The organism is Saccharopolyspora soli, from assembly GCF_022678645.1.
GTDB lineage: Bacteria > Actinomycetota > Actinomycetes > Mycobacteriales > Pseudonocardiaceae > Saccharopolyspora > Saccharopolyspora soli.
Map to the genome: position 1 here is coordinate 1 of NZ_JALBWV010000026.1, position 24,312 is coordinate 24,312.

At 69.0% G+C, this 24,312-nt stretch carries 22 protein-coding genes and 1 pseudogene; 14 read left to right on the forward strand and 9 right to left on the reverse strand.

Translation table 11 applies throughout. The features are described 5' to 3' along the window. Nucleotides 1-156 precede the first annotated feature (156 nt). The 4 genes and pseudogenes from MOQ72_RS20370 to MOQ72_RS20385 form a co-directional block, all read left to right on the forward strand. A pseudogene (locus MOQ72_RS20370) lies at nt 157-609 on the forward strand (sulfurtransferase); the annotation flags it as partial. Between the two features lie 73 nt (nt 610-682). Next, nucleotides 683-1,858, forward strand: coding sequence for an acetoin utilization protein AcuC (locus MOQ72_RS20375; protein WP_242185495.1), 1,176 nt, complete (start codon nt 683-685; stop codon nt 1,856-1,858). A gap of 10 nt (nt 1,859-1,868) precedes the next feature. Continuing rightward, on the forward strand, nt 1,869-4,553 hold the full coding sequence (locus tag MOQ72_RS20380; RefSeq protein ID WP_242185497.1) for a bifunctional acetate--CoA ligase family protein/GNAT family N-acetyltransferase: 2,685 nt from the start codon (nt 1,869-1,871) through the stop codon (nt 4,551-4,553). Between the two features lie 41 nt (nt 4,554-4,594). Further along, nucleotides 4,595-5,521, forward strand: a complete 927-nt coding sequence (locus MOQ72_RS20385; RefSeq protein ID WP_242185499.1) for an alpha/beta hydrolase family protein — start codon at nt 4,595-4,597, stop codon at nt 5,519-5,521. 6 nt (nt 5,522-5,527) lie between these two features. Here the strand turns inward: MOQ72_RS20385 and MOQ72_RS20390 are convergent, their stop codons facing one another. Beyond that, the gene (locus tag MOQ72_RS20390) at nt 5,528-6,775 is read right to left on the reverse strand and encodes a YeeE/YedE family protein (protein WP_242185501.1); all 1,248 of its coding nucleotides are present in this window, start codon (nt 6,773-6,775) and stop codon (nt 5,528-5,530) included. A gap of 286 nt (nt 6,776-7,061) precedes the next feature. Here MOQ72_RS20390 and MOQ72_RS20395 point away from each other — a divergent pair, with 286 nt between their 5' ends. Continuing rightward, nucleotides 7,062-7,397 carry a hypothetical protein gene (locus tag MOQ72_RS20395; RefSeq protein WP_242185502.1) on the forward strand — a complete coding sequence of 112 codons (336 nt, stop codon included), beginning with the start codon at nt 7,062-7,064 and terminating at the stop codon, nt 7,395-7,397. Nucleotides 7,398-7,789: 392 nt separating this feature from the next. Here MOQ72_RS20395 and MOQ72_RS20400 read toward each other — a convergent pair whose 3' ends face one another. Further along, a complete protein-coding gene (locus MOQ72_RS20400) occupies nt 7,790-9,442 on the reverse strand; it encodes a fumarate hydratase (RefSeq protein WP_242185503.1) in 1,653 nt (550 codons plus the stop codon). A 211-nt stretch (nt 9,443-9,653) separates the two neighbouring features. Here MOQ72_RS20400 and MOQ72_RS44590 point away from each other — a divergent pair, with 211 nt between their 5' ends. Together MOQ72_RS44590 and MOQ72_RS44595 are read left to right on the forward strand one after the other, a co-directional pair. Further along, complete coding sequence (locus tag MOQ72_RS44590) at nt 9,654-10,100, forward strand: tyrosine-protein phosphatase (RefSeq protein WP_277954391.1); 447 nt, start codon at nt 9,654-9,656, stop codon at nt 10,098-10,100. Next, on the forward strand, nt 10,040-10,393 hold the full coding sequence (locus MOQ72_RS44595; RefSeq protein ID WP_308197918.1) for a tyrosine-protein phosphatase: 354 nt from the start codon (nt 10,040-10,042) through the stop codon (nt 10,391-10,393). Before MOQ72_RS44590 ends, MOQ72_RS44595 begins: the two co-directional genes overlap by 61 nt. Nucleotides 10,394-10,762: 369 nt before the next feature. Here MOQ72_RS44595 and MOQ72_RS20410 read toward each other — a convergent pair whose 3' ends face one another. The 3 genes from MOQ72_RS20410 to MOQ72_RS20420 all read right to left on the reverse strand — a co-directional run bounded on the left by MOQ72_RS20410 (nt 10,763) and on the right by MOQ72_RS20420 (nt 13,958). After that, nucleotides 10,763-11,734 carry a sigma-70 family RNA polymerase sigma factor gene (locus MOQ72_RS20410; RefSeq protein WP_242185504.1) on the reverse strand — a complete coding sequence of 324 codons (972 nt, stop codon included), beginning with the start codon at nt 11,732-11,734 and terminating at the stop codon, nt 10,763-10,765. A gap of 287 nt (nt 11,735-12,021) precedes the next feature. Next, the gene (dtd, locus tag MOQ72_RS20415; RefSeq protein ID WP_242185505.1) at nt 12,022-12,447 is read right to left on the reverse strand and encodes a D-aminoacyl-tRNA deacylase; all 426 of its coding nucleotides are present in this window, start codon (nt 12,445-12,447) and stop codon (nt 12,022-12,024) included. Beyond that, nucleotides 12,444-13,958 carry a N5-glutamine methyltransferase family protein gene (locus MOQ72_RS20420; protein WP_242185506.1) on the reverse strand — a complete coding sequence of 505 codons (1,515 nt, stop codon included), beginning with the start codon at nt 13,956-13,958 and terminating at the stop codon, nt 12,444-12,446. The genes dtd and MOQ72_RS20420 overlap by 4 nt, the downstream gene beginning before the upstream one ends. Nucleotides 13,959-14,096: 138 nt before the next feature. On the opposite strand from MOQ72_RS20420, the gene MOQ72_RS20425 reads away from it, so the two are divergent. Next, nucleotides 14,097-14,681: a hypothetical protein gene (locus MOQ72_RS20425; protein WP_242185507.1), complete on the forward strand. Its 585-nt coding sequence runs from the start codon at nt 14,097-14,099 to the stop codon at nt 14,679-14,681. A 295-nt stretch (nt 14,682-14,976) separates the two neighbouring features. On the opposite strand, the gene MOQ72_RS20430 is transcribed toward MOQ72_RS20425, so the two are convergent. Further along, the gene (locus MOQ72_RS20430) at nt 14,977-15,900 is read right to left on the reverse strand and encodes an AraC family transcriptional regulator (protein ID WP_242185508.1); all 924 of its coding nucleotides are present in this window, start codon (nt 15,898-15,900) and stop codon (nt 14,977-14,979) included. Here MOQ72_RS20430 and MOQ72_RS20435 point away from each other — a divergent pair. From MOQ72_RS20435 to MOQ72_RS20450, 4 genes are all read left to right on the forward strand, one after another. Continuing rightward, a complete protein-coding gene (locus MOQ72_RS20435; protein WP_242185510.1) occupies nt 15,877-16,233 on the forward strand; it encodes a hypothetical protein in 357 nt (118 codons plus the stop codon). The two genes, MOQ72_RS20430 and MOQ72_RS20435, sit on opposite strands and share 24 nt — an antisense overlap. A gap of 179 nt (nt 16,234-16,412) precedes the next feature. Then, a complete protein-coding gene (locus MOQ72_RS20440) occupies nt 16,413-16,877 on the forward strand; it encodes a (2Fe-2S)-binding protein (RefSeq protein ID WP_242185511.1) in 465 nt (154 codons plus the stop codon). Continuing rightward, nucleotides 16,874-17,869, forward strand: coding sequence for an FAD binding domain-containing protein (locus MOQ72_RS20445; protein ID WP_242185512.1), 996 nt, complete (start codon nt 16,874-16,876; stop codon nt 17,867-17,869). The genes MOQ72_RS20440 and MOQ72_RS20445 overlap by 4 nt, the downstream gene beginning before the upstream one ends. Next, a complete protein-coding gene (locus tag MOQ72_RS20450) occupies nt 17,866-20,079 on the forward strand; it encodes a xanthine dehydrogenase family protein molybdopterin-binding subunit (RefSeq protein WP_242185513.1) in 2,214 nt (737 codons plus the stop codon). The genes MOQ72_RS20445 and MOQ72_RS20450 overlap by 4 nt, the downstream gene beginning before the upstream one ends. Here MOQ72_RS20450 and MOQ72_RS20455 read toward each other — a convergent pair. After that, nucleotides 20,069-20,542 (reverse strand): SDR family NAD(P)-dependent oxidoreductase, encoded by a 474-nt coding sequence (locus tag MOQ72_RS20455; protein WP_277954403.1) that lies wholly within the window; start codon nt 20,540-20,542, stop codon nt 20,069-20,071. The genes MOQ72_RS20450 and MOQ72_RS20455 overlap by 11 nt on opposite strands. A gap of 23 nt (nt 20,543-20,565) precedes the next feature. Here MOQ72_RS20455 and MOQ72_RS20460 point away from each other — a divergent pair, with 23 nt between their 5' ends. After that, nucleotides 20,566-21,135: an HhH-GPD-type base excision DNA repair protein gene (locus MOQ72_RS20460; protein ID WP_242185514.1), complete on the forward strand. Its 570-nt coding sequence runs from the start codon at nt 20,566-20,568 to the stop codon at nt 21,133-21,135. 4 nt (nt 21,136-21,139) lie between these two features. Here the strand turns inward: MOQ72_RS20460 and MOQ72_RS20465 are convergent, their stop codons facing one another. Continuing rightward, entirely contained in the window at nt 21,140-21,922 is a 783-nt protein-coding gene (locus MOQ72_RS20465) for a LysR family substrate-binding domain-containing protein (protein ID WP_372495491.1), read from the reverse strand. A gap of 218 nt (nt 21,923-22,140) precedes the next feature. On the opposite strand from MOQ72_RS20465, the gene MOQ72_RS20470 reads away from it, so the two are divergent. Further along, a complete protein-coding gene (locus tag MOQ72_RS20470) occupies nt 22,141-22,674 on the forward strand; it encodes a hypothetical protein (protein ID WP_242185516.1) in 534 nt (177 codons plus the stop codon). Here MOQ72_RS20470 and atzF read toward each other — a convergent pair. Continuing rightward, nucleotides 22,656-24,293, reverse strand: coding sequence for an allophanate hydrolase (atzF, locus tag MOQ72_RS20475; RefSeq protein ID WP_242185517.1), 1,638 nt, complete (start codon nt 24,291-24,293; stop codon nt 22,656-22,658). The two genes, MOQ72_RS20470 and atzF, sit on opposite strands and share 19 nt — an antisense overlap. Nucleotides 24,294-24,312: the final 19 nt, after the last annotated feature.

Below are 24,312 nucleotides of genomic sequence, written 5' to 3' on the forward strand. Positions count from 1 at the left end.
GTACGGTGGTCGCCGGGGTGCGCGGGCGCGGTCGGCCGCCAGGCCACAGGCGCAAGCCAGCGCGGGTCCCCGGCGGGGGGGCCCCGGGGGGGGGGGGGGGGGGGGGGGGGGGGCCGGGGGGGGGGGGGGGCCCCCCCCCCCCCCCCCCCCCCCCCGGACCGACCGCAGCCAGCACTGGGGAACTTCCAGGTTCGGCCGGGCTCGATGCCGGTCGTGGACGCGGATGAAGCCGTGCGGCTCGCCCGCGAGGGCGCCCTGCTGGATGCCCGCGCACCGGAACGCTATCGGGGTGACGTCGAACCGATGGATCCGCGGGCCGGGCACATTCCGGGGGCGCTGAACGCGCCGTTCGCCGCGCACGTCGCGGAGTCCGGCCGGTGGCGCTCCGCGGCGGAGCTGGCCAAGCACTTCGCCGACCTCGGAGTCGAGGGCACCGGTCCGGTCGGGGCGTACTGCGGCTCGGGCGTGACCGCCTGCTCGGTCGTGCTCGCGCTGGAACACGCGGGTGTGACCGACCCGTCGCGACCGGCGGTGTTGTACGCGGGGTCGTGGTCGAACTGGTCGGCTGATCCGAACCGACCGGCCGCGACCGGATCGGAGGCCGGATGAACGATCTGAGTGCGCCCGCCCTGTGGGCGATCGCACTGTGTTGGTTGCCACAGGCCGGGTAGCGTCCCAGGGCATGGGTTCTCAGTGCGCGGTGGTGTGGGACGAGTCGGTGCTCGACTACGACCTGGGTGGACACCACCCTCTGCATCCGATCCGGCTGGAGCTGACCATGCGGTTGGCCCGCTCGTTAGGTGTCCTCGACGGCGTCGAGATGATCAAGCCCGAACCGGCCTCCGACGAGGACTTGGAGCGGGTGCACAAGCCCGAGTACCTCGCGGCGGTGCGCGAAGCGCCGCTGGCGGGCTGGGAGATCGGCCACGGCTTGGGCACCGGCGACAATCCGATCTTCGACGGAATGCACGACGCGGCGGCGTTGATCGCGGGCGCTTCGATCCGGGCGGCCGAGCAGATCGTGTCCGGCAAGGCCGACCGGGCGGTCAACATCGCGGGTGGGCTGCACCACGCGATGGCGGACTACGCGTCGGGGTTCTGCATCTACAACGACTGCTCGGTGGCCATCGCCTGGATGCTGGAGCAGGGCGTGGAGCGCATCGCCTACCTCGACATCGACGTGCACCACGGGGATGGCGTGCAGGCAGCGTTCTACGACGACCCGCGCGTGCTGACCATCTCGCTGCACCAGCACCCGCTCACGCTTTGGCCGGGCACCGGGTTCTCCACCGAGACCGGCTCGGGCGCGGCCGACGGCACCGCGGTCAACATCCCGCTGCCGCCGGGGACCGGCGACGCCGACTGGCGACGCGCGTTCCACGCGGTGGTGCCGTCGGTGCTGGAGGCGTTCCAGCCGCAGGTGTTGGTGACGCAGTGCGGCGCCGACGCGCATCGGGAGGATCCGCTCGCGGAACTGTCGGTGACCGTCGACGGGCAGCGCGCGACCTACCAGAACCTGCGGGAGTTGGCCGAGAACTACGCGGGTGGCAAGTGGCTGGCGCTGGGCGGCGGTGGCTACTCGCTGTTCCGCGTGGTGCCGCGTGCCTGGACGCACCTCTTGGCGACGCTGCTGAACCGCGACCTCGAACCGGGGGCGACCATCCCCGGTGACTGGATGGCGCACGCGGTGCGGGTCGCGCACAACGTGCCGCTGCCGACTTCGATGACCGACGGGGCCGACCCGGCGTTCCAGCCGTGGACGGGTGTCACCACGTCCGCGGTGGACACCGCGATTCGCGACACCCGGCACGCGGTGTTCCCGTTGCACGGTCTCGATCCGGCCGACAGCCGCGACTGAGGAGTCCGAAGTGGACGGACTGGTGCGGGGCGAGGGGAAGGTCCGCCCGGCGGTGGATTACCCCCGCCCGTGGGAAGCCGACGTGGTGCTCTCCGACGGCGGCACCATGCACCTGCGGCCGATCACCGCCGCGGACGCCGAGAAACTGGTCGCCTTCCACGGGCGGCTCAGCGATCGGACCCGGTACTACCGCTACTTCGGCCCGTACCCGCGGATGCCGCAGCGCGATGTGGAGCGGTTCACCCGCGTCGATTACGTGAACCGGGTGGCGCTGGTCGCGTTGCTGGGCGACGACATCGTGGCGGTGGGCCGCTACGACCGGCTGGGCGAGCAGAAATCGGCCGAGGTCGCGTTCGTGGTGGAGGACCAGCACCAGGGGCGCGGCGTGGGCTCGATCCTGCTGGAGCACCTGGCCGCGGCGGCGCGGGAACGCGGACTGCGGCGTTTCGTGGCGGAGGTACTGGCCGAGAACTCGACGATGGTGCGGGTGTTCCGGGACGCCGGTTACCAGGTGAGCCGCGCCATGGAAGAGGGCGTGGTGCACCTGGAGTTCGACATCGACCCGACCGAGGAGTCGGTGGCGGTGGCGCGCGCCCGCGAGCAGGCCGCCGAGGCCCGCAGCGTGCACAACCTGCTGCGACCGCGGTCGGTCGCGGTGATCGGTGCGTCCACCGATCACCGCAAGATCGGGCACGCGGTGCTGACCAACCTGCTCACCGCGGACTTCGCCGGACCGGTCTACCCGGTGAACCCGGAGCACCGCTCGGTCCGCGGGGTGCGCGCCTACGCCTCCGTGCTCGACATCCCCGACGAAGTTGACCTGGCGGTGGTGGCGATCCCGGCCGCCAGCGTGACCGGAGTGCTCGACGACTGCCTGGCCAAGGGGGTGAAGACCCTGGTCATCGTCAGCTCCGGGTTCAGCGAGATCGGTCCGGAGGGCCGTGCGGTGGAACGCGAGATGGTGCGGGCCGCGCGTGCCCACGGCATGCGGGTGGTCGGCCCCAACGCGCTGGGCGTGGTCAACACCGATCCGGAGTTCAGGTTGAACGCGAGCCTGGCGCCGCAGTTGCCCGGTCGGGGCCGCACCGGCTTCTTCTGCCAGTCCGGCGCGCTCGGGGTGGCGATCCTGGCCACTGCCACCGAGCGTGGGTTGGGATTGTCGACGTTCGTCTCAGCGGGCAACCGCGCCGATGTGTCCGGCAACGACCTGTTGCAGTACTGGCAGACCGACCCGGCCACCGATGTCGTGCTGCTCTACCTGGAGTCCTTCGGCAATCCGCGCAAGTTCGGGCGGCTGGCGCGCCGGTTGGCCCGCAGCAAGCCGATCGTGGCGGTGAAGTCGGGCCGCAACGCGGTGCGCCCCGGCCTGGCCGCCACCTCGGCGCAGATCGACGAGACCAGCGTGCAGGCGTTGTTCGAGCAGTCCGGCGTCATCCGGGTCGAGTCGGTGGCGCAGCTTTTCGATACCGCTCTGCTGCTGGCGCACCAGCCGTTGCCGCGGGGCGATCGGGTCGCGATCGTGGGCAATTCCGCCGCCTTGGGCATGATTGCCGCGGATGTGGCGCAGGCGCAGCAGTTGCAGCTGGCAGGCGATCCGGTCGATGTGGGTGCGTCGGCTGGGCCGGACGAATTCGCTGCGGCGGTCCGCGACGCCGCCCTGCGCGAGGACGTTGACGCGCTGGTGACGGTATTCGCGCCGCCGGTAGCGGTGCCCGGCACCGCGTACGCGCGCGCCCTGCGCGAGGCATTGCAGGAGGGCGACGTCGCTCGCTCCAAGCCGGTGGTGACCACGTTCCTGGCCGCCGAAGGTGTGCCCGACGAGCTCGCTGTGCCGGGGCCGGACGGCACGGCTGGCAAAGGATCGGTGCCCTCCTACCCGAGTCCGGAGCGGTCGGTGTTGGCGCTCGCGCGAGTCACCCGGTACGCGAAGTGGCGCGCCGCGCCGCAGGGGCATTTCGTGCGGCCAGCGGAGATCGACGAGGACCGGGCACGTTCGCTGGTCGACGGCTGGCTGGCCGCGGGCGTCACCGAGCTCAGCGACGATCGGGCGGTGCGGTTGCTCGGCTGCTACGGCATCGACGTGGTGCCGTTCCGGCTGGCCACCGGGTCGGCCGCGGCGGTCGCTGCGGCCGAGGAGTTGGGCTATCCGGTTGTGCTGAAGTCGGTGAGCGATCAGCTGCGGCACCGTACGGACCTGGTGGGTGTCCGCCTCGACCTGGGCAGTGCCGAGGCCGTGCGGTCCGCGTACGCGGATGTGCGCGAGGTGTCCGGGCTCGACGAGGTGTACGTGCAGCGGATGGCGACTCGGGGCACTTCCTGCGTCATCGATCTGCTCGACGACCCGTCGTTCGGCACGCTGGTCTCGTTCGGGCTGTCCGGAGTGGCCAGCGAACTGCTGGGCGACAAGGCGTATCGCGCACTCCCGCTGTCCGATGTGGACGTTTCCGCGCTGGTGCGCGAGCCGCGGGCCGCGCCGCTGCTGGCCGGGTACCGGGGCGCCGAACCGGCCGATCTCGCGGCGTTGGAGGACTTGGTGCTGCGCGTCGCGACGCTGGCCGAGGATCTGCCGGAGGTGCGCGACCTGGCGCTGCAACCGGTGCTCGCCTCCCCGGCAGGAGTCCTGGTGGCCGGGGCCACGATGGCGATCAGAGCGTCGCCTGCGGCGCTGGACGCCGGGCCGCGTCGGCTCAGCTGATCCGCTGTTCGAAACTGGTCGGTTCCGTTAATCTTTGCGGCGTGGACGAGGAAACCGCCGAGAACATCTCCGAGCCCAGCGCCTCAGCCGGGCCAGCCCCGGCTTCCGTCGTGCTCGGGCTGGTCCCGGCCGACGCCCATCGACTCAAGGTGCGCGCCGCGCGGCAGGACGATCCCAGCAGCCCGGTGGTCGTCCTGCTCCCGGCCATGGGTGTGCCAGCCAGGTACTACCGGCCGTTCGTCGCCGACCTGCACAGCCAGGGCCTCACGGTGGTGACCTTCGACCTGCGCGGTCAGGGCGAGAGCCAGCCTCCGGCGGCTCGTGGCGTGCGGTTCGGTTACCTGAGCCTGATCGACGACCTGGATGCCGTTGTCGACCTGGTCGAGGCGGTGTTCCCGCAAGCACCGCGGTTCGTGCTGGGGCACAGCCTGGGCGGTCAGATCGCGCTCCTGCACGCGGCGCGTCGCCCTGGCCGGGCGCATGGGGTGGCGCTGGTGGCATCCGGCTCGGTGTGGTTCCGGAGCTTCCCCGGCATGTACAAGATCCGCACGCTGCTCGGATCCCAGCTGGTCGCGGTGCTCGCCACGCTGCTCGGCTACTGGCCCGGCCAGCGGTTCGGCTTCGGTGGCCGCCAAGCAGTCGATCTGATGCAGGACTGGGCCAGGCAGTCCCGCACCGGCCGGTACCAGCTGAACGGCTCCACGACCGATTACGAGGCGGCATTGCGAGACGTGCGGCAGCCGCTGTTGACGATCAGCGTCGCGGGCGACCGGCTGGCCCCGCAGTCCGCAGTGGACCATCTGGCGGGCAAGGTCGAGCGAGCACCGCGCACTGCCAAGCACTACACGCGGGCGGCTTCAGGAGCGACCGACCTTGGCCACTTCAGCTGGGTGCGCAACGGTGGCGAACTGTCCCGCTGGGTCCGGGACTGGATCGCCGCCGTTGCCGACACCTCGGTGCGGACGTAGCGCAGCTCAGCAGACCGAGTCGGTCGGCTTGGGGACGTCGAGGCCGAACATCGGCCGCAGCTTCAGACCGACCCAGGTGCCGACGAGGGCGAGCAGGCCCCACGCCCAGCCGTGCAGGGAGAACGAGGCGATTCCCGAGAAGTAGGCGCCGATGTTGCAGCCGTACGCCAGCCGTGCTCCGTAACCCATCAGCAGCCCGCCGATCACTGCTGCCAACACGACCTTCACCGGCAGGCGCTTGGCCAGCACGAAAGCACCGGACGCGGCCGATGCCACCAACGCGCCGACGATGATTCCGAAGTCCAGTACCGAGGTCGAGTCGGCCAGCACCGGACTCGTCAGGGCGGCGGCCCGCTCGCCCTGCCAGTACGGCCAGCTCGCCACATCGACCCCGACGGCTTGCAGCGCCTTCGAACCCCACAGCACGAACGCCGATGTGATGCCCCAGGGAGTGCCGCGAGTGAGCAGCACCACGGCGTTCAACACCGCCAGCGCGATCGCGCCGACCCACAGCGGCCACGCACCGCGCAGGATCCGCCACAACCCGCGTGATGTTGGTGGCCGACCGGCGGGGGGAGCGTTGTGCCGCCGGGCCCATCGCGTCGCGACGAGGCCGATCGCGCCCAGCACGGCGAGCTGCACGACCAACGCGCCGAAGTAGCCGAGGCCGGTGTCCTCGGCCAGGGAGAAGGAACCGAGCGTGATGGCGTCCGAAGTCCACAGTGGAAGGTGCAGGGCGCCCAGCACCGATCCGCAGATGAAGAAGAAGAGCGTCACCACCATCAGGGTGTTCCCGCCGCCGACGGCGAACAGGGTGCCCGATGCGCAGGCGCCACCGAGCTGCATGCCGATGCCGAACAGGACCGCGCCGACGACCAGCCCGAGCCCGAGCGGTTCCACGTTTCCTTCCGGCTGCGCGCCGAAGAACGTCACGCCGCCAGCCAGGATCGGGGCGAACAGGATTGACGCGGTGCCGAGCATCAGCAGGTGAGCCCGCAGTCCCGAGGTCTGTCCTACCGAGACGAGTTGCCGCCAGGCTGAGGTGAATCCGAAGCGGGAGTGGAACAACGTCAGCCCGAGCGCCAGGCCGAGCGCGGCCAGCACGGCCGATTTCACCCCGACCACGACGGCTGCGGCGATCACGAGCGCTACGGCCGCGATCAAGCCGACGACCAGCGAAACCCACTGCGGCTTGCCCTGTGGTGCTTCCGGGGGCGCAGCAACTGGTGGGGCAGATGTGGCGGTGGTGGACATTTCTCCCTCCCAGGCGTGAATCGGATCGCGTTGACGAAACCACGCGCGACTCATCGAGCACCAGCAGTTCCGAAATGTGGGAAAGGTGTGTACTGATCCGTTGCGGTTTTCACGCAACCGCGCCCAGCGCCCGATCCGTCTAGAGGGCATGAGACGCCTACAAACCACAGTGGGCGCAGGGGTTCTGCTCATAGCGTTGGCAGCCTGCGCGCAACAGCCATCCAACGAGGTGGGCTTCGGAGGTCAGCCACCGGCGCCTCCGCCGGGCCCAGTGCAACAAGTGCCGGTGCAACCGAAACCGGAGCAGGAACGTACCCCGGTCGCGGAAAGCGCGATCGATGCGACGTTACTGCCCAAGGGTTATCCGAAGAAGGTCTGGACCCAGGACAACGGAATGGTCGTCGTGGCCACCGGCCAGGAAGGTGGCTGCAGCAAGGTGCACGCCGAACTCACCGAGCAGGCCGCCGACCACATCAAGATCGTGTTCGTCGAGGAAACTCCGGAACCGCCGGGGATCTGCACGATGGACCTGCGCTACCCGCCGCTGGCGGTGCAGCTCAACGCGCCGCTGGATGCCCGCAAGGTCGTGCTGGAACAAAGAGACGTGAAGATCCCTCGGTAACAGCAGAGGGTGCGCGGATTGCCAGATCCGGCCTGCCACCGCGAGTTCGCGCTCGGAAATCGGTAACAGCCGCGTTCCGCCACGCACGCAACTCTCGTGTTGCGGCTTCTCAGAAGTCGTCCTCATGGCTACAGCCCCGACGCAATGCATCGGAGGAGCCGGGGATATAGAAATCGAGGCAACGTCTGAGATTCCGCTACCGGATCAATTCGCCAAACGAGATCCGCGACAGGCGATGGCATACATGATGTCGGGGATCCCGGAACGAGACGGCGTCTGAGGTTCCGCCACCCGCACCGCTACGCAAAACGAGTCAAATAAGGAAACAAAGGCTATACCGCGAACACCGTGTCTACCGCAGGAGGTGGGGCTCCTGCGGTAGACACGGCATTTCAGCGGCCGAAGGAGATTTGCAGGGTCGGCTTGGTGGAGTTGGCGAAGAAGTCGTTGCCCTTGTCGTCGACCACCACGAAGGCGGGGAAGTCCTCGACCTCGATGCGCCACACCGCTTCCATGCCGAGTTCGGGGTACTCCAGCACGTCGACCTTGCGGATGCAGTCCTGAGCCAGCCGAGCGGCGGGCCCGCCGATGGAACCGAGGTAGAAGCCGCCGTGGGTGTGGCAGGACTCGGTCACCTTGGCCGAGCGGTTGCCCTTGGCCAGCATCACCAGGGAGCCACCGGCGGCCTGGAACTGCTCGACGTAGGCGTCCATGCGACCCGCGGTGGTGGGGCCGAACGAACCGGAGGCGTAGCCCTCCGGGGTCTTGGCCGGGCCCGCGTAGTACACCGGGTGGTCGCGCAGGTAGTCGGGCATCGGTTCACCGGCGTCCAGCCGCTCGGCGATCTTGGCGTGCGCGATGTCGCGCGCCACCACCAGCGGCCCGGTCAGCGACACCCGAGTCTTGACCGGCAGCTTGGACAGCTCCGCGCGGATCTCCGCCATCGGCCGGTTCAGGTCGATCTGGACGACCTCGTCGGAGAGCTGCTCGTCGACCACGTCCGGCAGGTAGCGGGCCGGGTCGCGCTCCAGCTGCTCCAGGAACACGCCTTCCGGGGTGATCTTCGCCTTGGCCTGGCGGTCCGCCGAGCAAGACACCGCGACACCGACCGGCAGCGACGCGCCGTGCCGGGGCAGCCGGATCACCCGGACGTCGTGGCAGAAGTACTTGCCGCCGAACTGGGCGCCGATGCCGAACTGCCGTGTCATCTCCAGCACCTGCTGTTCCATCTCGACGTCGCGCAGCGCGTGCCCGGCGGCCGAGCCGGTGCGCGGGAGCTCGTCGAGGTAGCGGGCGGAGGCCAGTTTGGCGACCTTGAGGTTGAACTCGGCGGACATGCCGCCGACCACGATGGCCAGGTGGTATGGCGGGCACGCGGCGGTGCCCAGCGAGCGCAGCTTCTCCTCCAGGAACCGGCCCAGCCGCGTCGGGTTCAGCAGCGCCTTGGTCTCCTGGTACAGGAACGTCTTGTTCGCGCTGCCGCCGCCCTTGGCCAGGAACAGGAGCTCGTAGTTCGGGTCGGTGCCGTGCTTGTGGAACAGCTCGATCTGCGCGGGCAGGTTGCTGCCGGTGTTGCGCTCGTCCCAGAAGTTCAGCGGCGCCATCTGCGAGTACCGCAGGTTGAGGTCCTGGTAGGCGTCGAAGATGCCGCGGGCCAGCGCTTCTTCGTCGTTACCGCCGGTGAGCACGGTTTCGGTGCGCTTGCCGATGACGATCGCGGTGCCGGTGTCCTGGCACATCGGCAGCACCCCGCCCGCGGCCACGCAGGCGTTGCGCAGCAGGTCGGTCGCCACGAACCGATCGTTCGCGCTGGCCTCGGGGTCGTCGACGATCGCGCGCAGCTGCGCCAGGTGCGACGGGCGCAGCAGGTGCTGGATGTCCTTGATCGCCTCGGTGGCCAGGGCGGTGAGCGTCGTCGGCTCGACTTCGAGGAATCGCCGCCCGGCCGCCTCGACGACCCGGACGCCTTCTTCGGTCACCAGGCGGTAGTCGGTGTCGTCGGGGCCGAGGGGGAGCACCTCGGTGAAATCGAAGGTGGTGGTCACGTCGCGGCTCCTTTGCGCGCGTTCGGGTTACGCGATGACCCATAAAACCGCGTGTTGGATCAGTGCGTCCACGGGGGTGGCCCAGGTGTGACCGATCGCCAACCTGGATCCCGCCCAACGGAGCCTTGGCAGCTCGGGACCGCAGCTGCGAGGCTGGCGGCCGGACTTGTCATCGCACCTCAGCAGTGGTGCCCGAGTCGCGGAGGTCGTCTTGCCGACAACGGATCCGATCGATGTGCTGGTGAACCTGCGCGACCTGGGCGGGCAACCCACCGGCAACGGTGTGGTGACGAGAGCGGGCGTGGTGTACCGCAGTGATGCTCCGCACATCGACGACCGGGCGCCGGAGCACCTGCCCGGATGGCCGCCGAAAGTCGTAGTGGATCTGCGCGATTCGGCGGAGGTCGGCGACCAGGAGCACCCGTTCGCGGCGGTCGCGGCGGTGCACAACGTGGCTCTGCTGGAAGACCTCCAGGACACCGATCCGGAAGACGACGGAAGCGCTCACGGGTTGACAGTGCTCTACCAGTCGATCCTCACCGGAGCTCCGAAGAAGCTGGTCGAGGTGTTCCGCATCGGCTGGCCGCGAACGGCCCGGTGCTGGTCCACTGCGCAGCGGGCAAGGACCGAACCGGCGTGGTCTCCGCGCTGCTGCTGAGCGCGGTCGGGGTGCGCCCCGACGCCATCGTGGCCGACTACGTGCGAACCGACCGCAACATGTTCCGGGTGCTGCGACGACTGGACGCGGCCCCGGTGCTGCCGCCGGGCGTGGCCGAAGAGGACGTCCAGGACCTCATGTCAACGCCGACCGAAGCGATCGAGAGCGTCCTGACCACGTTCGCGGCCCATGAAGATGGAGCCTCGGGCTGGCTGCGCTCACACGGGGCCACGGACGAAGAACTGCAGCGTTGGCACCAGAAGTTCTTGGCGTCGCCGTCAACTCCGGCGTGAATTCTGGCTGGTCAGCGTTTACGTCCAGGCGCTGGTGCAGATAAAGGTCGGGAGGTCGGACCCGCCCAGACGGCGAGCCCGGCCTCCCGGAGAAAGCGGCGGAAACCCGCCGCGAAAGCCAACGCGGAAAGACGCAAGAAGAGATGTTGACTCCGCAACCCCAACTGATCAAAGGGCCAACCGGGTGTACCTGCGCACCGGCTCGAAGGTCTGGGCCTCAAGGCTGGTCAGTCAGCAGGCTGGGAACACTCAAGACCGCGAGGAAAACCGCCGCACCGTGCGGGGCCTGCGGGGGCTCGGCCCCGCGAAATCATCGAGGAGGCGGAATGGTCTGCGCGTTCTGCAGACACACTCCACCCACCCCTCCGGTCAGCTCGCGTAAGCCCGCAGCCGGTCGGCTCGGTCGCCCTGGCGGAGCTTGGCCATGACCTCGCGCTCGATCTGGCGGACCCGCTCGCGGGACAGCCCGAACGACTTCCCGATCTGGTCCAACGTGCGCGGCTGGCCGTCGTCGAGGCCGTAGCGCATCCGGATGACCGCCTGCTCGCGCTCCTCCAGGGTGGCCAGCACCCGGCGCAGGTCGTCCTGCAGGAACCCGGAGATCACCGCGTTCTCGGCATCGGCGGACTCGGAGTCCTCGATGAAGTCGCCGAGCGGCGCGTCCTCCTCGGCCCCCACCGGCATGTCCAGGCTGACCGGGTCGCGCGAGTGGTCCATCAGGTCGAGGATCTTCTCCACCGGGATACCGGCCTCTTCGGAGAGCTCCTCGTCGGTGGCTTCCCGGCCGAGCTTCTGGTGCAGGTCGCGCTTGATCCGAGCCAGCTTGTTCACCTGTTCGACCAGGTGGACGGGCAGCCGGATGGTCCGGCTCTGGTCGGCCATGCCGCGGGTGATGGCCTGCCGGATCCACCAGGTCGCGTAGGTGGAGAACTTGAAGCCCTTGGTGTAGTCGAACTTCTCCACCGCGCGGATCAGGCCGAGGTTGCCCTCCTGGATCAGGTCCAGCAGCGGCATGCCGCGGCCGGTGTAGCGCTTGGCGAGGCTGACGACCAGGCGGAGGTTGGCCTCCATGAGGTGGTTCTTCGCTCGGCTGCCGTCCCGGACCACGGCGCTGAGGTCGGCGCGTCGCTCGGGGGAGAGGTTCTTGCTGGTCTCCAGCAGGTGCATGGCGAAAACCCCGGCCTCGATCCGCTTGGCGAGGTCGACCTCTTCCTGTGCGGTGAGCAGCGCGGTGCGCCCGATGCCGTTGAGGTAGACGCGCACCAGGTCTGCCGATGGGCCTTGGGTGTCGAGGTCCTCGGCGACGGTGACGTCTGGCTTGGTGGTCTGCGGGACGGTCATGAGCTCCCTCCCTGGCGGGCTGGCTTGGCGGGCGCAAATCACACCTGCGCACCGTTGCGCGGTGTGGAGGACGCGTACGCTCGGTCTTACGGGCTTCCGCGTCGACGTCTTCTACGGTGTTGTCGATCGGTGCATCCGCACGCTGTCGGCATGGCCGTCGAAGCTTCGTTACCTGGAAAACGACCGGAGTGCCGAATTCGTTCCCGAAGTTCTCGCCTGGAAGACGTCATGGCGGTCACATCCGTTGCGCCGCGAGTCTGAGGATTTGCTGAGAGCTGTCGTTACTTTTAGACCTCAACCAAAAGTGTGAATGGGCCGTCGTTGACGCTCTCCACCGACATCATCGCGCCGAACACCCCGGTGGCCACCCGCGCACCCCGCTCGCGCAGCGCCGCCACGACCCCGTCCACCAGCGGTTCGGCCTGTTCCGGCCGGGCCGCTTCGGTCCAGGACGGGCGACGTCCCTTCTTCGTCGAACCGTAGAGCGTGAACTGGCTGATGATCAGCAGCGGTGCTCCGGTGGTGGCGCAGGACTCCTCATCGCGCAGCGCCCGAATCTCGTGCAGTTTGCGCGCCATTTTGGTGACTTCTTCCGGCCCATCGGAATGCGTCACACCCAATAGCACCAACAGACCGGGTTCTTCGATCTTGCCGGTGACGACACCGTCAACAGTTACCGAGGCGCGAGTGACTCGGGTGACGATTGCTCTCATTGCTGACCGCCCACCCATTCAACCGGCAGCACCATTCCGTGCCGCACGAGTTCGCGCACCATCGGGATCGCCGCGCTGGTCAGTTCCCCGGCGTCCTCGCCGTAGCCCACAGCGAGCAGTTCGAGGAGTTCGCCGAGCGGCAGCGCGCCACGGCAACCGGCGAGCAGCCGCACCCCAAGCTCGTCGATCTCGTGCTGCCAGCCCGGTCCGTTGGTCCGGTGCAGCCGGTGCACGAGCGGCTGCCAGCCTTCGTCACCGGGCTCGGAGACCTCTTCCAGCACGGTGCTGTCCGCGGTGATCAGTCGGGCGGCCAGCAGTTGCGCGGCGGAGTCGTGCGCGCGCAGCCAGTCGATCCGGCGCAGCCACTGGTCGGATTCCGGGCCGAGCGGGTCGTCGAAGGCGTGTCGGAGGTCCTCGCACACGACCTCGCCGCGGGCGTCGGTGCGGCGCAGGGTGACGAAACCGAAGCCGATGCCGAGCACGTCGTTGGCCTCGAACCAGTCCAGCCACTCGGCAGCCTTGCGCAGACCTTCCGGGCTGCGCGGGTCGTAACCGGCGTCGCGCAGCCAGGTGCCCACGTACAGGGCCGGGTCGGCGACGTCGCGCTGCACGAACCAGGCGTCCACTCCAGCGCCGGGCGGCAGCCACCGGGACACCCGGTTCTGCCAGTCCTCGCCGTCCCGGTGCACCCACGACGCCAACAACTGCCCGGTGCCGCCCTCGGTCAGGAAGCCGGGCAGTTGGCGCACGACAAGGGCGCTCGCGTCGTCACCGGCCAGCCCCGAGTCGCGGTAGGTGAAGTCGGTGCGCGGCGGTCCGACCACGAACGGCGGGTTGCACACCACGAGGTCGAACTTGCGGCCCCGCACCGGGTCGAACCACTCGCCTTCGGCGAGTTCGACGTCGATGCGGTTGAGCCGGAACGTCGCCTCGGCCAGCGCCAGCGCCCGCTTGGACACATCGGTCGCGGTGATCCGCTGCGCATGCGTGCTCGCGTGCAGTGCCTGCACACCGCAGCCGGTGCCCAGGTCGAGCACCGAGCCCACTGGACGCCGCGAGGTGGCGCGGACCAGGCTCAACGACGCGTGACCGACGCCGAGCACGTGATCGACTTCCACTGGTCGGCCGCCGCGCAGATCCGAGTCCAGGTCCGAGATCACCCACCACGATTCGTCGCCGACGCCGTGCGGGCGAACGTCGAGCCCGGCGCGCAGTTGGTCGCCGTCGGCGTCGAGGAGCCCGGCGGCGGTCGCCTCGGACACCGGTAGCGGGTCCAGCGCCGCCTCGACGGCCGCGTGCGACTCTGCTTGGCCCAGCAGGAACAGTCGGACCAGGGTGCCGAGAGCCCCGGCGTCAGTGGTCGCGCGCAGGGCGGGAACTGGCTCGCCGCGACCCAACGCGGCGTGCGCCTCGGCGCCGAGGAGTTCGACGACTCCGTCGGCGTGGTAGCCAGCGGCTCGGAAAGCGTCCCGAAGTCGGTCGACGCGGTCCTGGGACAGATCTGGAATCACACCCCCGATCCTCACACGGCCACCGCAACGCGCATCCGGCGCACATGGCGGGAAGGGCGGCTGCACCCCGCACGGGCATCGGACGGAGAACTGCCAAATCGCTCGCGCCTCTCGCCGCGTCCACGCGACGATGGCGGGATGAGACCAGAGGTCGGCGCGGCCCTGCACCGCTGCGGTGCGTGCGGCGGTTACGAGTACGGCGGCGCACCTGGCTGCGTTCGGTGCCAGGAGTTGGCGGACGGCATCGTCGAAGCGGAATGGCAGCGCTTCTGGCACGTCGGAGAATGGGCAGGGGAGTCGGAGGCCGAGGTCGCCCGGCTCGTAGTCGCGGAGCCGGACCAGCACGACTGGCGGGTTGTTGACGCCGCCATGGACCGGCTGACCTGCGGTGATTGCGCGAATCGGCTCGGCAGCGGCCCGATGGGCTGCGCGACGTGCGATCGAGCCCACGGCTTCCGGTACGCCGCCGTCGAAATCGACCGGCCGGGTGTGCCGCTGGGCAACGAACATGCGATCCGCGTCAACGTCTCGGTCGTTCGCCGACCGCAGATGACTTCGGCGAACGAGCTGCTGGCCCGCCGTCTACTGCTCCCAGCCCTGTTGATGGGCTTCTTGCCGACCGCCGCGGAGGCCCACCGGATGAGCGCGCTGATCAAGAACGGAGCCGCTGCCGGACGAATCGTCGACCTGATCGACGACTGGCTCCGTGATTGCCACAGCTGATCGGCATCGGCTCTCGCCTCGCCCGAGCCCTCACCCGCCGTATCCGACAGCACCAACTGCAAGCGGTATTGGCCAGCCGCGGAATGAGGACCGGGACCGCGGTGGGCTGCTCAGGCACGTGATGTGCTCGACTCCGTCCGTAGCTGCTGTGAGGTGACCCGGGAGCGGGAGTTCCCGTTCCGGGGTCGTTTCTCGAGCGAATCACGGCACGTCCGGGTCCACGTCGACCAATACACGCAAACTTTTCACGATCCGCTTATCCTGGGCGGTCTCCCGGGCTGTATGAACGACGGGCTCAGATCTCGTATGTCGTGAGTGTCTGGAGTCTTGCCGCGTCCTGGACGGGCGGTGCGCCGAACATGCGCCGGTACTCGCGGCTGAACTGGGACGGGCTGTCGTATCCGACGTTGTAACCGATTGCCGCGATGTCTGTTGGGTTGGCGATCAGCTGGATGCGGGCCTTCTGCAAGCGGATCCGCTTCTGGTACTGCAGGGGGCTCATGGCCGTGACGGCGCGGAAGTGCCTGTTGAGGGACGACACGCTAGTACCGATGTCGTGGGCCAGTTCGTCGATGCGGATGACTTGGTCGTAGCGCGCCTGGAGCCAGCGGATCGCGTGGCTGACGAGGGACAGGCGGCTGTCGGCGAGCCCGAGTTGCCGCACGGCGGTTCCCTGGGGGCCGGTCATGAGGCGCCAGTGGATCTCCCGTTCGTGGGCCTGGGCGAGCACCGCGAAGTCCTGCGGGCGATCGACGAGGCGCAGCAGCCGGACGACGGCGTCCAGCAGGGCATCATTCGCGTCGCTGGTCACGATGCCGGACCCCGCGTCGGCCTGCTCGGCCATCGGACCGGCATCGAGCAGCAGTTGGGCGATGACCGACGGCCGGAGGGGCAGGCCGAAGGCGAGGAACGGTTCCGCCGGGCTGGCGGCCGTGATCTGCGCGGTCAGCGGCAGATCGACGGCCGTGACCAGGTACTGGCCTGCGTGGTACTCGTAGATGCGGTCGCCGAGGACCGTGCGTTTGGCTCCTTGGGCCACCAGCGCGAAGGCTGGTTCGGCCATGGTGCCGAGCGGCTCGGTCACCTGTCCCGTCGAGAACACCGTCATGCCCTTGGTCCGCGACGACGGCAGGCTGTCCCGGGCGGCGAGGCGGGCGATCAGGATGCGCAGCTCATCGATGCTTGCCATCCCCGCATGGAATACGGCGGCCAGTTCCACGTCAAGTGCGATCTGCGTGTGATTGAGCGGATCGTGCAAGGTATCGCGCCGATCGGTCTAGGGCGACGACGAATCCCGAGGTTTGCTGAAGGGGAGACGACGGACGGCGATCCCCTCCTTCCCTTCAGCCCACTGGAGATTCACCATGCCAATCGTCCGTGGACGTGGGCTTCCGCGGCCCACCCCAACATCATCCACAACCCGACCGGTGTCCATGGCGTCGGTGAGATCGCCATCGTCGGTTGTGGCCGCCGCTGTGGGCAACGCCGTCTGCAACGCCACCGGGAAACGTGTTCGCGACCTCCCGTCGCCATCGAGAAGCCGACCGAGTAGATCGTCGACCGGGATCCGCTGCCGGATGTGCGGGGGTGCGGCGACAGCGCCCTCCCGCTCTCCGGGATGAGGCGTGCCGGGTCACGCCCGGCCGGCCCGTTCACGGGCCGATCCGATTCAATCGTCCAGGAGTTAAGGAACAGTCGATGGAAAACATACGTTTCACCGCCACGACCACGGTGGACGTGCATGTCAACGGCCAGACACGGCGTCTGGAGCTCGACGGCCAGGTCACGTTGCTCGACATGCTGCGCGACCATCTCGGCCTGCCGGGCACGAAGAAGGGTTGTGACCAAGGTGCCTGCGGTGCCTGCACGGTCCTGCTCGACGGCAAGCGGGTGGTGTCCTGCCTGATCCTGGCCGCGCAGTGTGACGGCAAGCAGGTGACCACCATTGAAGGCCTGGCACCGGAGGGTGAACTGCACCCGCTGCAGGAGGCATTCATCCGGCATGACGGCTTTCAGTGCGGGTTCTGCACGGCCGGCCAGATCATGTCCGCGGTGGCGTTGCTCGACGAGAAGCGAGCGGGTTCCGACGCGGAAATCGGCGAGTTCATGAGCGGCAACCTCTGCCGCTGCGGCGCGTACCCGAACATCGTCGCGGCGATCCGGGAAACAGCACGGCAGGACGGTGAGCTGCGATGAGCACCGTGGAATACCTACGAGCCGGAGACGTGACCGAGGCCATCGCACTCGTGAGTGCGGACCCGGACGCGGCCTATCTCGCGGGCGGTACGACGCAACTCGACCTGATGCTGAAAGACGGCGTGGTCGAGGCGGGCACGCTGGTCGACATCGGTCATCTTCCGCTTCGCGGCACTGAGATTCTCGGCGACACACTCCGCATCGGAGCGCTTACGACAATGGCGGAGCTGGCCGCCGACCCCGTCGTGGTGGACCAGCGCCTTTCCCTGGTGCGGGACGCCTTGCTGGCGGGTGCCTCGCCGCAACTGCGGAACATGGCCACGATCGGCGGCAATCTCCTGCAGCGCACCCGTTGCCGTTACTTCCGTGACCGGTTGGTGCCGTCCTGCAACAAGCGCAGCCCAGGCTCGGGCTGCGCAGCAGTGCACGGGCCGGCGCGGATGCACGCGATTCTCGGTGCGGACCGGAACTGCATCGCCCTGCATGCATCCGACCTCTGTGTGGCCTTGGTGGCACTGGACGCGAAGGTTGGCATCCAGGGACCCGATGGGCAGCGCAGCGTTGCCCTCACCGAGTTCTACGTCCTGCCCGGGAACAGCCCCGATGTCGAGAACGTGCTGCGCCACGGCGAGCTGATCACGCACGTGGACGTGCCGCTGCCTACGGCCGGCATTCGGTCGGAGTACCTGAAAGTCCGCGATCGGGCCTCGTACGAGTTCGCCCTCATCTCGGCGGCGGCGGCACTGGTGATCGAGGACGGCGTCATCGCGGACGCGCGTCTCGCCCTGGGGGGCGTGGGAACTGTTCCCTGGCGTGCGAGGGAGGCGGAAGAGGTGCTTGAGGGCGCGCCAGCGAACAACCGGACGTTCCGTGCCGCGGCCGAGGCCGTCCTTCGGGACCCCTACACGGTCCCCGGTACCGAGTTCAAGGTGGAGCTCGCCCGGCGCACCATCGTCCGGATCCTGCAGAACGTATCGGGAGTGCAGTCATGACCTCTGTCCCTGCCAACAAGGTCCTCGGCGAGCCCGTCGACCGGATCGACGGACGCCTCAAGGTCACCGGCGCCGCTCCCTATCCTTCGGATGTCGGCTACCCGGACATGGCCCATGCCGTCCTGGTCCAGTCCACCATCGCGGCGGGCTCGATCCGCGCCATCGACACCGCGGAGGCCCTGGCCGCCCCCGGGATCCTGACGGTGATCACCCACGAGAACGTTCCGCCACTCGCAGATGCGCCGATGACGCCGCTGGGGCCCTCGCCGCGGTTCCCGCTCAAGGACGATCGCATCGTTCACCACGGGCAGCACGTGGCTGTCGTGGTGGCGCAGACTCCTGAGCAGGCGAGGGCGGCTGCCCGGCTCGTGCGGGTCGACTACGAGCAGACCGCTGCCGTCCTGGGCATCGGCAACCCCGAGGCGACGGTCACGACGAACCCGTTTGGCATGGACGCCGAACGCGGCGATGTCGCCGGGGCGCTGGCCTCAGCCGACGTCGTCTACGACGAAACGTTCCGCATGGCGCCGGAGACCAACAACCCGATCGGACTGTTCGCCACGGTCGCCCGCTGGGACGGCGGCAGGCTGTTGGTGCACGATTCGTCCCAGTGGCCCGTGTTGGCTCGGCGGAGCCTCGCCGCAGTCTTCTCGCTGCCGGAGGCGGACGTGCGCGTGCTCGTGCCGTATCTCGGCGGCGGTTTCGGGGCCGGACTGCGGACCTGGCCGCACGTGATCCTGACCGCGCTCGCCGCCCGCGTCCTGGAGCGCCCGGTCAAACTGGTCTTGACCCGGGCCCAGATGTTCACCTCCATCGGGCACCGGCCGGAGTCCGTCCAGCGCGTCCGGATCGGCGCCACCCGCGAAGGCCGTCTGGTGGCCATCGATCACGAGGGCACGTCGACCTGCGGGGCCGAGGAAACGAACCTCGAACCGATCACCATGGCGACCCCCGCCGGGTATGCCTGCCCGAACGTGGCCACGCGTGACCGGCTCGTCCACCTCAACATCCCCAACCCAGGCCCGATGCGCGGTCCGGGCCATGTCCAGGGCAACTTCGCGATCGAATCGGCGATGGACGAGCTGTCCTACCACCTGGGGATCGACCCCCTGGAACTTCGATTGCGCAACCACGCCGACGTGCACCCGCCGACCGGACTGCCCTGGTCGAGCAACGCCCTGCGCGAGTGCTACCGGATGGGCGCCGAACGGATCGGCTGGAACAGCCGCAACCCGCGGCCCCGGTCCCTGCGCGAGGGTGAATGGCTGATCGGCTACGGCGTGGCCGGCGTGACCTTCGGCTGGTACGCGACACCCTGCCAGGCGAGGCTGTCCATCGGACAGGACGGAACCGCCCGGGTGCGCAGCGCGAGCACCGACATCGGAACCGGTACCTACACGATCACGGCGCAGCTCGCCGCGGAACTGCTCGGCCTGGACGTGGACCGGGTGCACGTCGAACTCGGCGACAGTGACCTGCCCCCGGCCCCGCAGTCAGGCGGCTCCGGCCTGGCAGTGTCGCTGACCGGTGCCATCGAGGACGGCGCCGCCAAGCTTGTGCAGGCTTTTTCCGCGCTCGTCCGCGGTGACGACCGGTCACCCCTGCACGGACGGCAGTCCAGCGAGATCACCGCGACGAACGGCCGCATCCACCTGGCGGGCGACCCCACGGTCGGCGAGACCTACGCCGGCATCCTGGCACGCCACGATCTGGACGAGCTCGCCGTGGTCGGGGAAAAGACCCCCAACCCGCAGGCAGACGGCACGACCATGGTGCCCGCCGGTGCCTTCGCCGCCCAGTTCGCCGAGGTCAGGGTTCACGAGGACCTCGGAATCCTGCGCGTGGCCCGGCTTGTGTCGGCGGTCGACGCGGGTCGGCTTCTCAATGAGAAGACCGCCCGTAGCCAGGTCGCCGGAGCAGTCGTCATGGGCATCGGCATGGCGCACCTGGAGGAGACGACCTTCGACGCCGACAACGGCCGCATCACCAATGCCACGTTCGGCGACTACCTGATCCCCGTCAACGCGGACGTACCTGACCTCGACGTCGTCTTCGTCGGCGAGCCGGACCGGTTCAACCCCCTCGGGATCAAGGGCGTCGGTGAGGTCGGACTCGTGGGCGTGCCCGCGGCGATCGCCAACGCGGTGTACCACGCCACCGGAAAACGCGTTCGCGACCTGCCGATCACCATCGAGAAACTCATCGCGTAGACCGGAGCGGTGCCACTACCAACGAGCCGCCAAGCCCCGCTGGCAGGAGCTCAGCGCTTGGGACGACGTCCCGGCGAACGTTGGCGGGCACCGCATCGGCGGGGTGGCCCCTGACAGGACGTACCGTCGAGGACGAGCTCGGCCCCACGGCCAGGCGTACGGCATGCCGTGGAGCCCACTGCGCTGTCGGTCTGCTGTCGGACAAGTACTCCCGGACACCGATCGGCGCGAGCTCGACTGCCAGCGTGTCGGAGAGCAATTCCAACGCACTATTGGTCGCCGAGTACAGGTCGGAACCAGGCCAGACGGCCTGTCCGAAGAACGACGAGATATGCACGATCCGGCCGCCGGACTCGCGCAGCGCGGGCAGCGCCGCCCGCAGCACGGTGAGCACGGCGAAGAAGTCGGTCTCGAAGATCGCCCTGGCGCTCTCGTCGTCGGCCTGCTCAACGGAGGCGAACAGGCCGTGCGTGCCAGGATGGCGTTATGCCGAAGAAGCTAAACCTCACCGGCGACGCCGACGCTGACAGGCTGCTCAGCGAAGATCCGTTTGCGCTGCTCAGCGGGATGTTGCTTGATCAACAGATTTCGATGGAGATCGCGTTCGCCGGGCCGAAGAAGATCGCCGACCGGATGGACGGCTTCGACGTGGTGAAGATCGCTGAGTCCGACCTCGACGAGTTCGTCGAGCTCTGCGTGCAGAAGCCGGCGATCCATCGCTATGGCGGGTCGATGGCCCGCCGCGTGCATGCGCTAGCCCAGTACATCGTTGAGGACTACGACGGCGAGACCGAGCGCATCTGGACGGAGGGGAATCCCGACGGGAAGGAAGTGCTGAAGCGCCTGAAGGCGCTGCCCGGTTACGGGGAGCAGAAGGCGAAGATCTTCCTCGCGTTGCTCGGCAAGCAACTCGGTGTGCAGCCCTCCGGTTGGCGGGAAGCCGCAGGTGCCTACGGCGAGGAAGGCTCGCGTCGCTCCATCGCGGATGTCACCAGTCCGGAAACCCTCGCTGAGGTCCGAGCCTTCAAAAAGGCCACCAAGGCAGCGGCGAAGTAGAGCCTCACCGTTTTCCTTCGCTGACGTCGTCGACCAGCAGACCCGCGGGGGCGCTCGCTGGTTCGGCAGGGACGGGGCCTGTCAGGTGGGCTTGCAGGGATTTGCGGACTGCTGCGAGCAGGCGGTTGTGGTCGTCGGCGCGGGTCGCCAGCACGACGTGGCTCGGCTCGATGCCGTGCAGAGGCACTGTGGTCAGGTCGGGGCGCAGGCTGTTGATGCGGCCGTCGTCCGGGACGATGGCCACCGCTTCCCCGGCGGCGACGAATTCGAATTTGTCCTCGATGGCTTCGGCGAGGGGACCGTCGGGTGCCGGGCTTCCGTCGGGGCGGGGGTCGATGCGCCAGAAGGCGTTCCAGGCCGGGTCGGGCACTCGCGGTAGGGGTTCGTCGGCGATGTCGTCGAGGGTGACGGATTCCTTGCCCGCCAAGGGGTGGTCGAGGGGCACCAGCAGCACCCGGGGCTCCTCGTGGAGGACCGTCACGTGCAGTTTGTCGGTCGGGAGCGGCAGCCGGGTCACCACCGCGTCCACTCGGTGATCGAGCAGGGCCGCGCGCCGGTCGTTCCACTCCAGGTACAGGGCGTGCACGTCGGCGTCTGGGTGTCGGTGGCGCAGCTCGCGCACTGCCGGGGTGACGATGATGTTCGTGGTGTAGCCGATGGTGATTCGGCTGGGCTCGGCGGCGGCCCGGGTGCGCGCCGCGGCCTGGGTGGCTGAGCGCAGCAGCGGAAGCAGACAGCCATTTCGGCTTCCTCGGCTCCGTGGTCTCGCTGGACATCCCGGCCTCAAGCGCCCTGACCCAGAAACAGCTGGATTGGCATCCCGTGCGGCCCGCGCTCATCCCGGACCTCGACGAAGGCCATTACTTCAAGGACTGAACGTCCGGCCGGACTCCGCTCCGCAACGGGAATTACCGACGGTAGTCGGATAACGCGCGGCAATGTCAACGCGGAACCCAATGCGCGGGCTTGTGGCACTGCACGAGCCCTCTGCACTGGGGGATGGGTATGAGTCGTTGTGCCGTTGTCGCCGTCTTGTCGGGCCTGACGCTCGCGGTCGGAGCGTGCGGCGCTCCAGCACCGCCGAAGCTGCTGCCGCCGCGCGTCGCATCGTCGGTGATGCCGTTGCCAGCCAAGATGGCCGCACGCGTACCGGCGGTCTCGCCAGCGGGTGAGCGTCCGCGCGACGCGGTCGGCCCCGGTGCGTACGGCAGTGTGCGCTCGCGGGACCAGCGGCTTGCCGACCAGCCCGAGGCAGCGCCGCTGCTGGACCCGTCGACCAGCACCGATCCGTGTGCTGGGTTGACCGCCCAGCAGTGCTACGGCTATTCGGACCCGCCAGCCGGTGCGACGAGCGACTACCCGGATCCGCCGGTGGATTCGACAGGTGACGAAACGCCGAGCCCAACGGTTACCTCGACTCCCTCGCCGCCGACGAGCCAACCGCCGACCAGTTCGCCGCCGACGGCGACGCGAACGGGTTCGCCGACCACATCCGAGTCGCCACCATCCACCACGACGTCTCAGCCGGACGCGAGGTAGGCACGCCAGCCGCGGTGCGCGGTGATGTCCTCGGCGCCGTCCAGTGCGGACGGTTCGCAGAGGAAACCGCCGACCGTGCTGCCGTCTGCGAGTTCGACCGTGCCGATGGTCATCGGGGCGGGCACGGCGGCGACGAATGAGCCGAACGCGGCCGTGCTCATCTCCCACACCTCGACCTCGATGGCCGCGCCCGAATCCGCCCGCACCAGTCCCGGCTTCGGGGGCACCGTGTCCAGTGCGTGCAGTCGGTAGGTCGGTGCGGTGGTGGTGCTGCGGACGAACCTGGCGTTGCGGTCGGTGAGCTGGTGGTTGAGCGGCTGTTCGGTGAGGTGGGCGCCCACGACCGCCAGTTGCACTGGTGCGTTGTCGTCGTCGAGCAGTCCCGCGAGCCGCGCCAGCGCGCAGTCCTGGAACGCCGCGCCGACGAGCATCACACCGAACGGCAGGCCGTTGACACGACCAGCCGGGATGGCGAGCGCGGACATGTTCAGCAGGTTCGCGAAGTTGGTGAACCTGCCGAGTCGGCTGTTGACGCCCACCGGATCGGCTTCGACCGCCGCGAGCGTCGGGTGCTCCGTCGTGGTCGGCAGCAGGAGCGCGTCGATGCCGTTCAGCTGCTCGGCGGCCTGCGCCGCGAGTTCGGCGAGCTGTGCTTGGTCGGCGAACAACTGGTGCGCGGCGATGCCAGCGGAAGCGGAGATGATTTTGGCGACCGTGGGGTCGATTTCGTCGGGGTGGGCATCGATGAACTCGCCGACCGCGGTGTAGCGCTCGGCGACGAACGCGCCCTGGTAAAGCAGGTCTGCCGCTTGCCGGAAGGGGGTCAGCTGGATCGGCACCAGGTCGGCACCCGCAGCGGCGAAGCGTTCGGCGGTGTCGGCGAACGCCGATGCCCAGCCGGGCGCGAGTTCGCCGAGCTCCGCGAGATCGGGCACACCGATGCGGTACGGCGCAGCCAGCGTGGTCGTCGGTACGGCGTCGGCCAGCACGTCCAGCCCCCGGTGGGCTTCGGCGACGGTGCGGGCGAACACCGTTACGCAGTCGATGCTGCGGCAGGCGGGTACGACGCCCTCGGTGGAGATCAGCCCCCGAGTCGGTTTGAGGCCGACGATGCCGTTGAACGCGGCGGGCACCCGGCCGGATCCAGCGGTATCGGTGCCCAGCGCGAGATCGGCGATGCCGAGCGCGACGGCGACGGCGGAGCCGGAGCTGGAGCCGCCGGAGATGCGCTCGGGATCGATCGCGTTGCGCACCGCGCCGTAGGGGGAGCGGGTGCCGACCAGGCCGGTGGCGAACTGGTCGAGGTTGGTGGTTCCGAGGATCAGCGCACCAGCCGCCCGCAGCCGGGCGACCGCGGGTGCGTCTTGGTCGGGCAGGTGGGCGTAGGCGGCGCAGCCCGCAGTGGTCGGGAGCCCTGCGACGTCGATGTTTCCCTTGACCGCGACGAGCACCCCGGCCAGCGGCAGGGCCTCACCGGAACGGACCCGATCGGCCAGCGAAGCGGCCTCGGTGAGGAGTTCGGCTTCCGGCCGCAGGTCGATCCACACCTCGGGGCGATCGACCTCGGCGATGCGCCGGTAAGCGCGGCGGACTCGCTCGCGCAACAGTTCTTCCGACATCAGTGGAGCTCCCTTGGTT

Excerpts from the sequence above, each read along its gene's own strand:
- MOQ72_RS20375 (WP_242185495.1), top strand. The coding sequence starts at position 683 with ATGGGTTCTCAGTGCGCGGTGGTGTGGGACGAGTCGGTGCTCGACTAC.
- MOQ72_RS20390 (WP_242185501.1), bottom strand. The coding sequence starts at position 6,775 with ATGTCCACCACCGCCACATCTGCCCCACCAGTTGCTGCGCCCCCGGAA.
- MOQ72_RS20410 (WP_242185504.1), bottom strand. The coding sequence starts at position 11,734 with ATGACCGTCCCGCAGACCACCAAGCCAGACGTCACCGTCGCCGAGGAC.
- dtd (WP_242185505.1), bottom strand. The coding sequence starts at position 12,447 with ATGAGAGCAATCGTCACCCGAGTCACTCGCGCCTCGGTAACTGTTGAC.
- MOQ72_RS20425 (WP_242185507.1), top strand. The coding sequence starts at position 14,097 with ATGAGACCAGAGGTCGGCGCGGCCCTGCACCGCTGCGGTGCGTGCGGC.
- MOQ72_RS20435 (WP_242185510.1), top strand. The coding sequence starts at position 15,877 with ATGGAATACGGCGGCCAGTTCCACGTCAAGTGCGATCTGCGTGTGATT.
- MOQ72_RS20445 (WP_242185512.1), top strand. The coding sequence starts at position 16,874 with ATGAGCACCGTGGAATACCTACGAGCCGGAGACGTGACCGAGGCCATC.
- MOQ72_RS20450 (WP_242185513.1), top strand. The coding sequence starts at position 17,866 with ATGACCTCTGTCCCTGCCAACAAGGTCCTCGGCGAGCCCGTCGACCGG.
- MOQ72_RS20460 (WP_242185514.1), top strand. The coding sequence starts at position 20,566 with ATGCCGAAGAAGCTAAACCTCACCGGCGACGCCGACGCTGACAGGCTG.
- MOQ72_RS20470 (WP_242185516.1), top strand. The coding sequence starts at position 22,141 with ATGAGTCGTTGTGCCGTTGTCGCCGTCTTGTCGGGCCTGACGCTCGCG.
- atzF (WP_242185517.1), bottom strand. The coding sequence starts at position 24,293 with ATGTCGGAAGAACTGTTGCGCGAGCGAGTCCGCCGCGCTTACCGGCGC.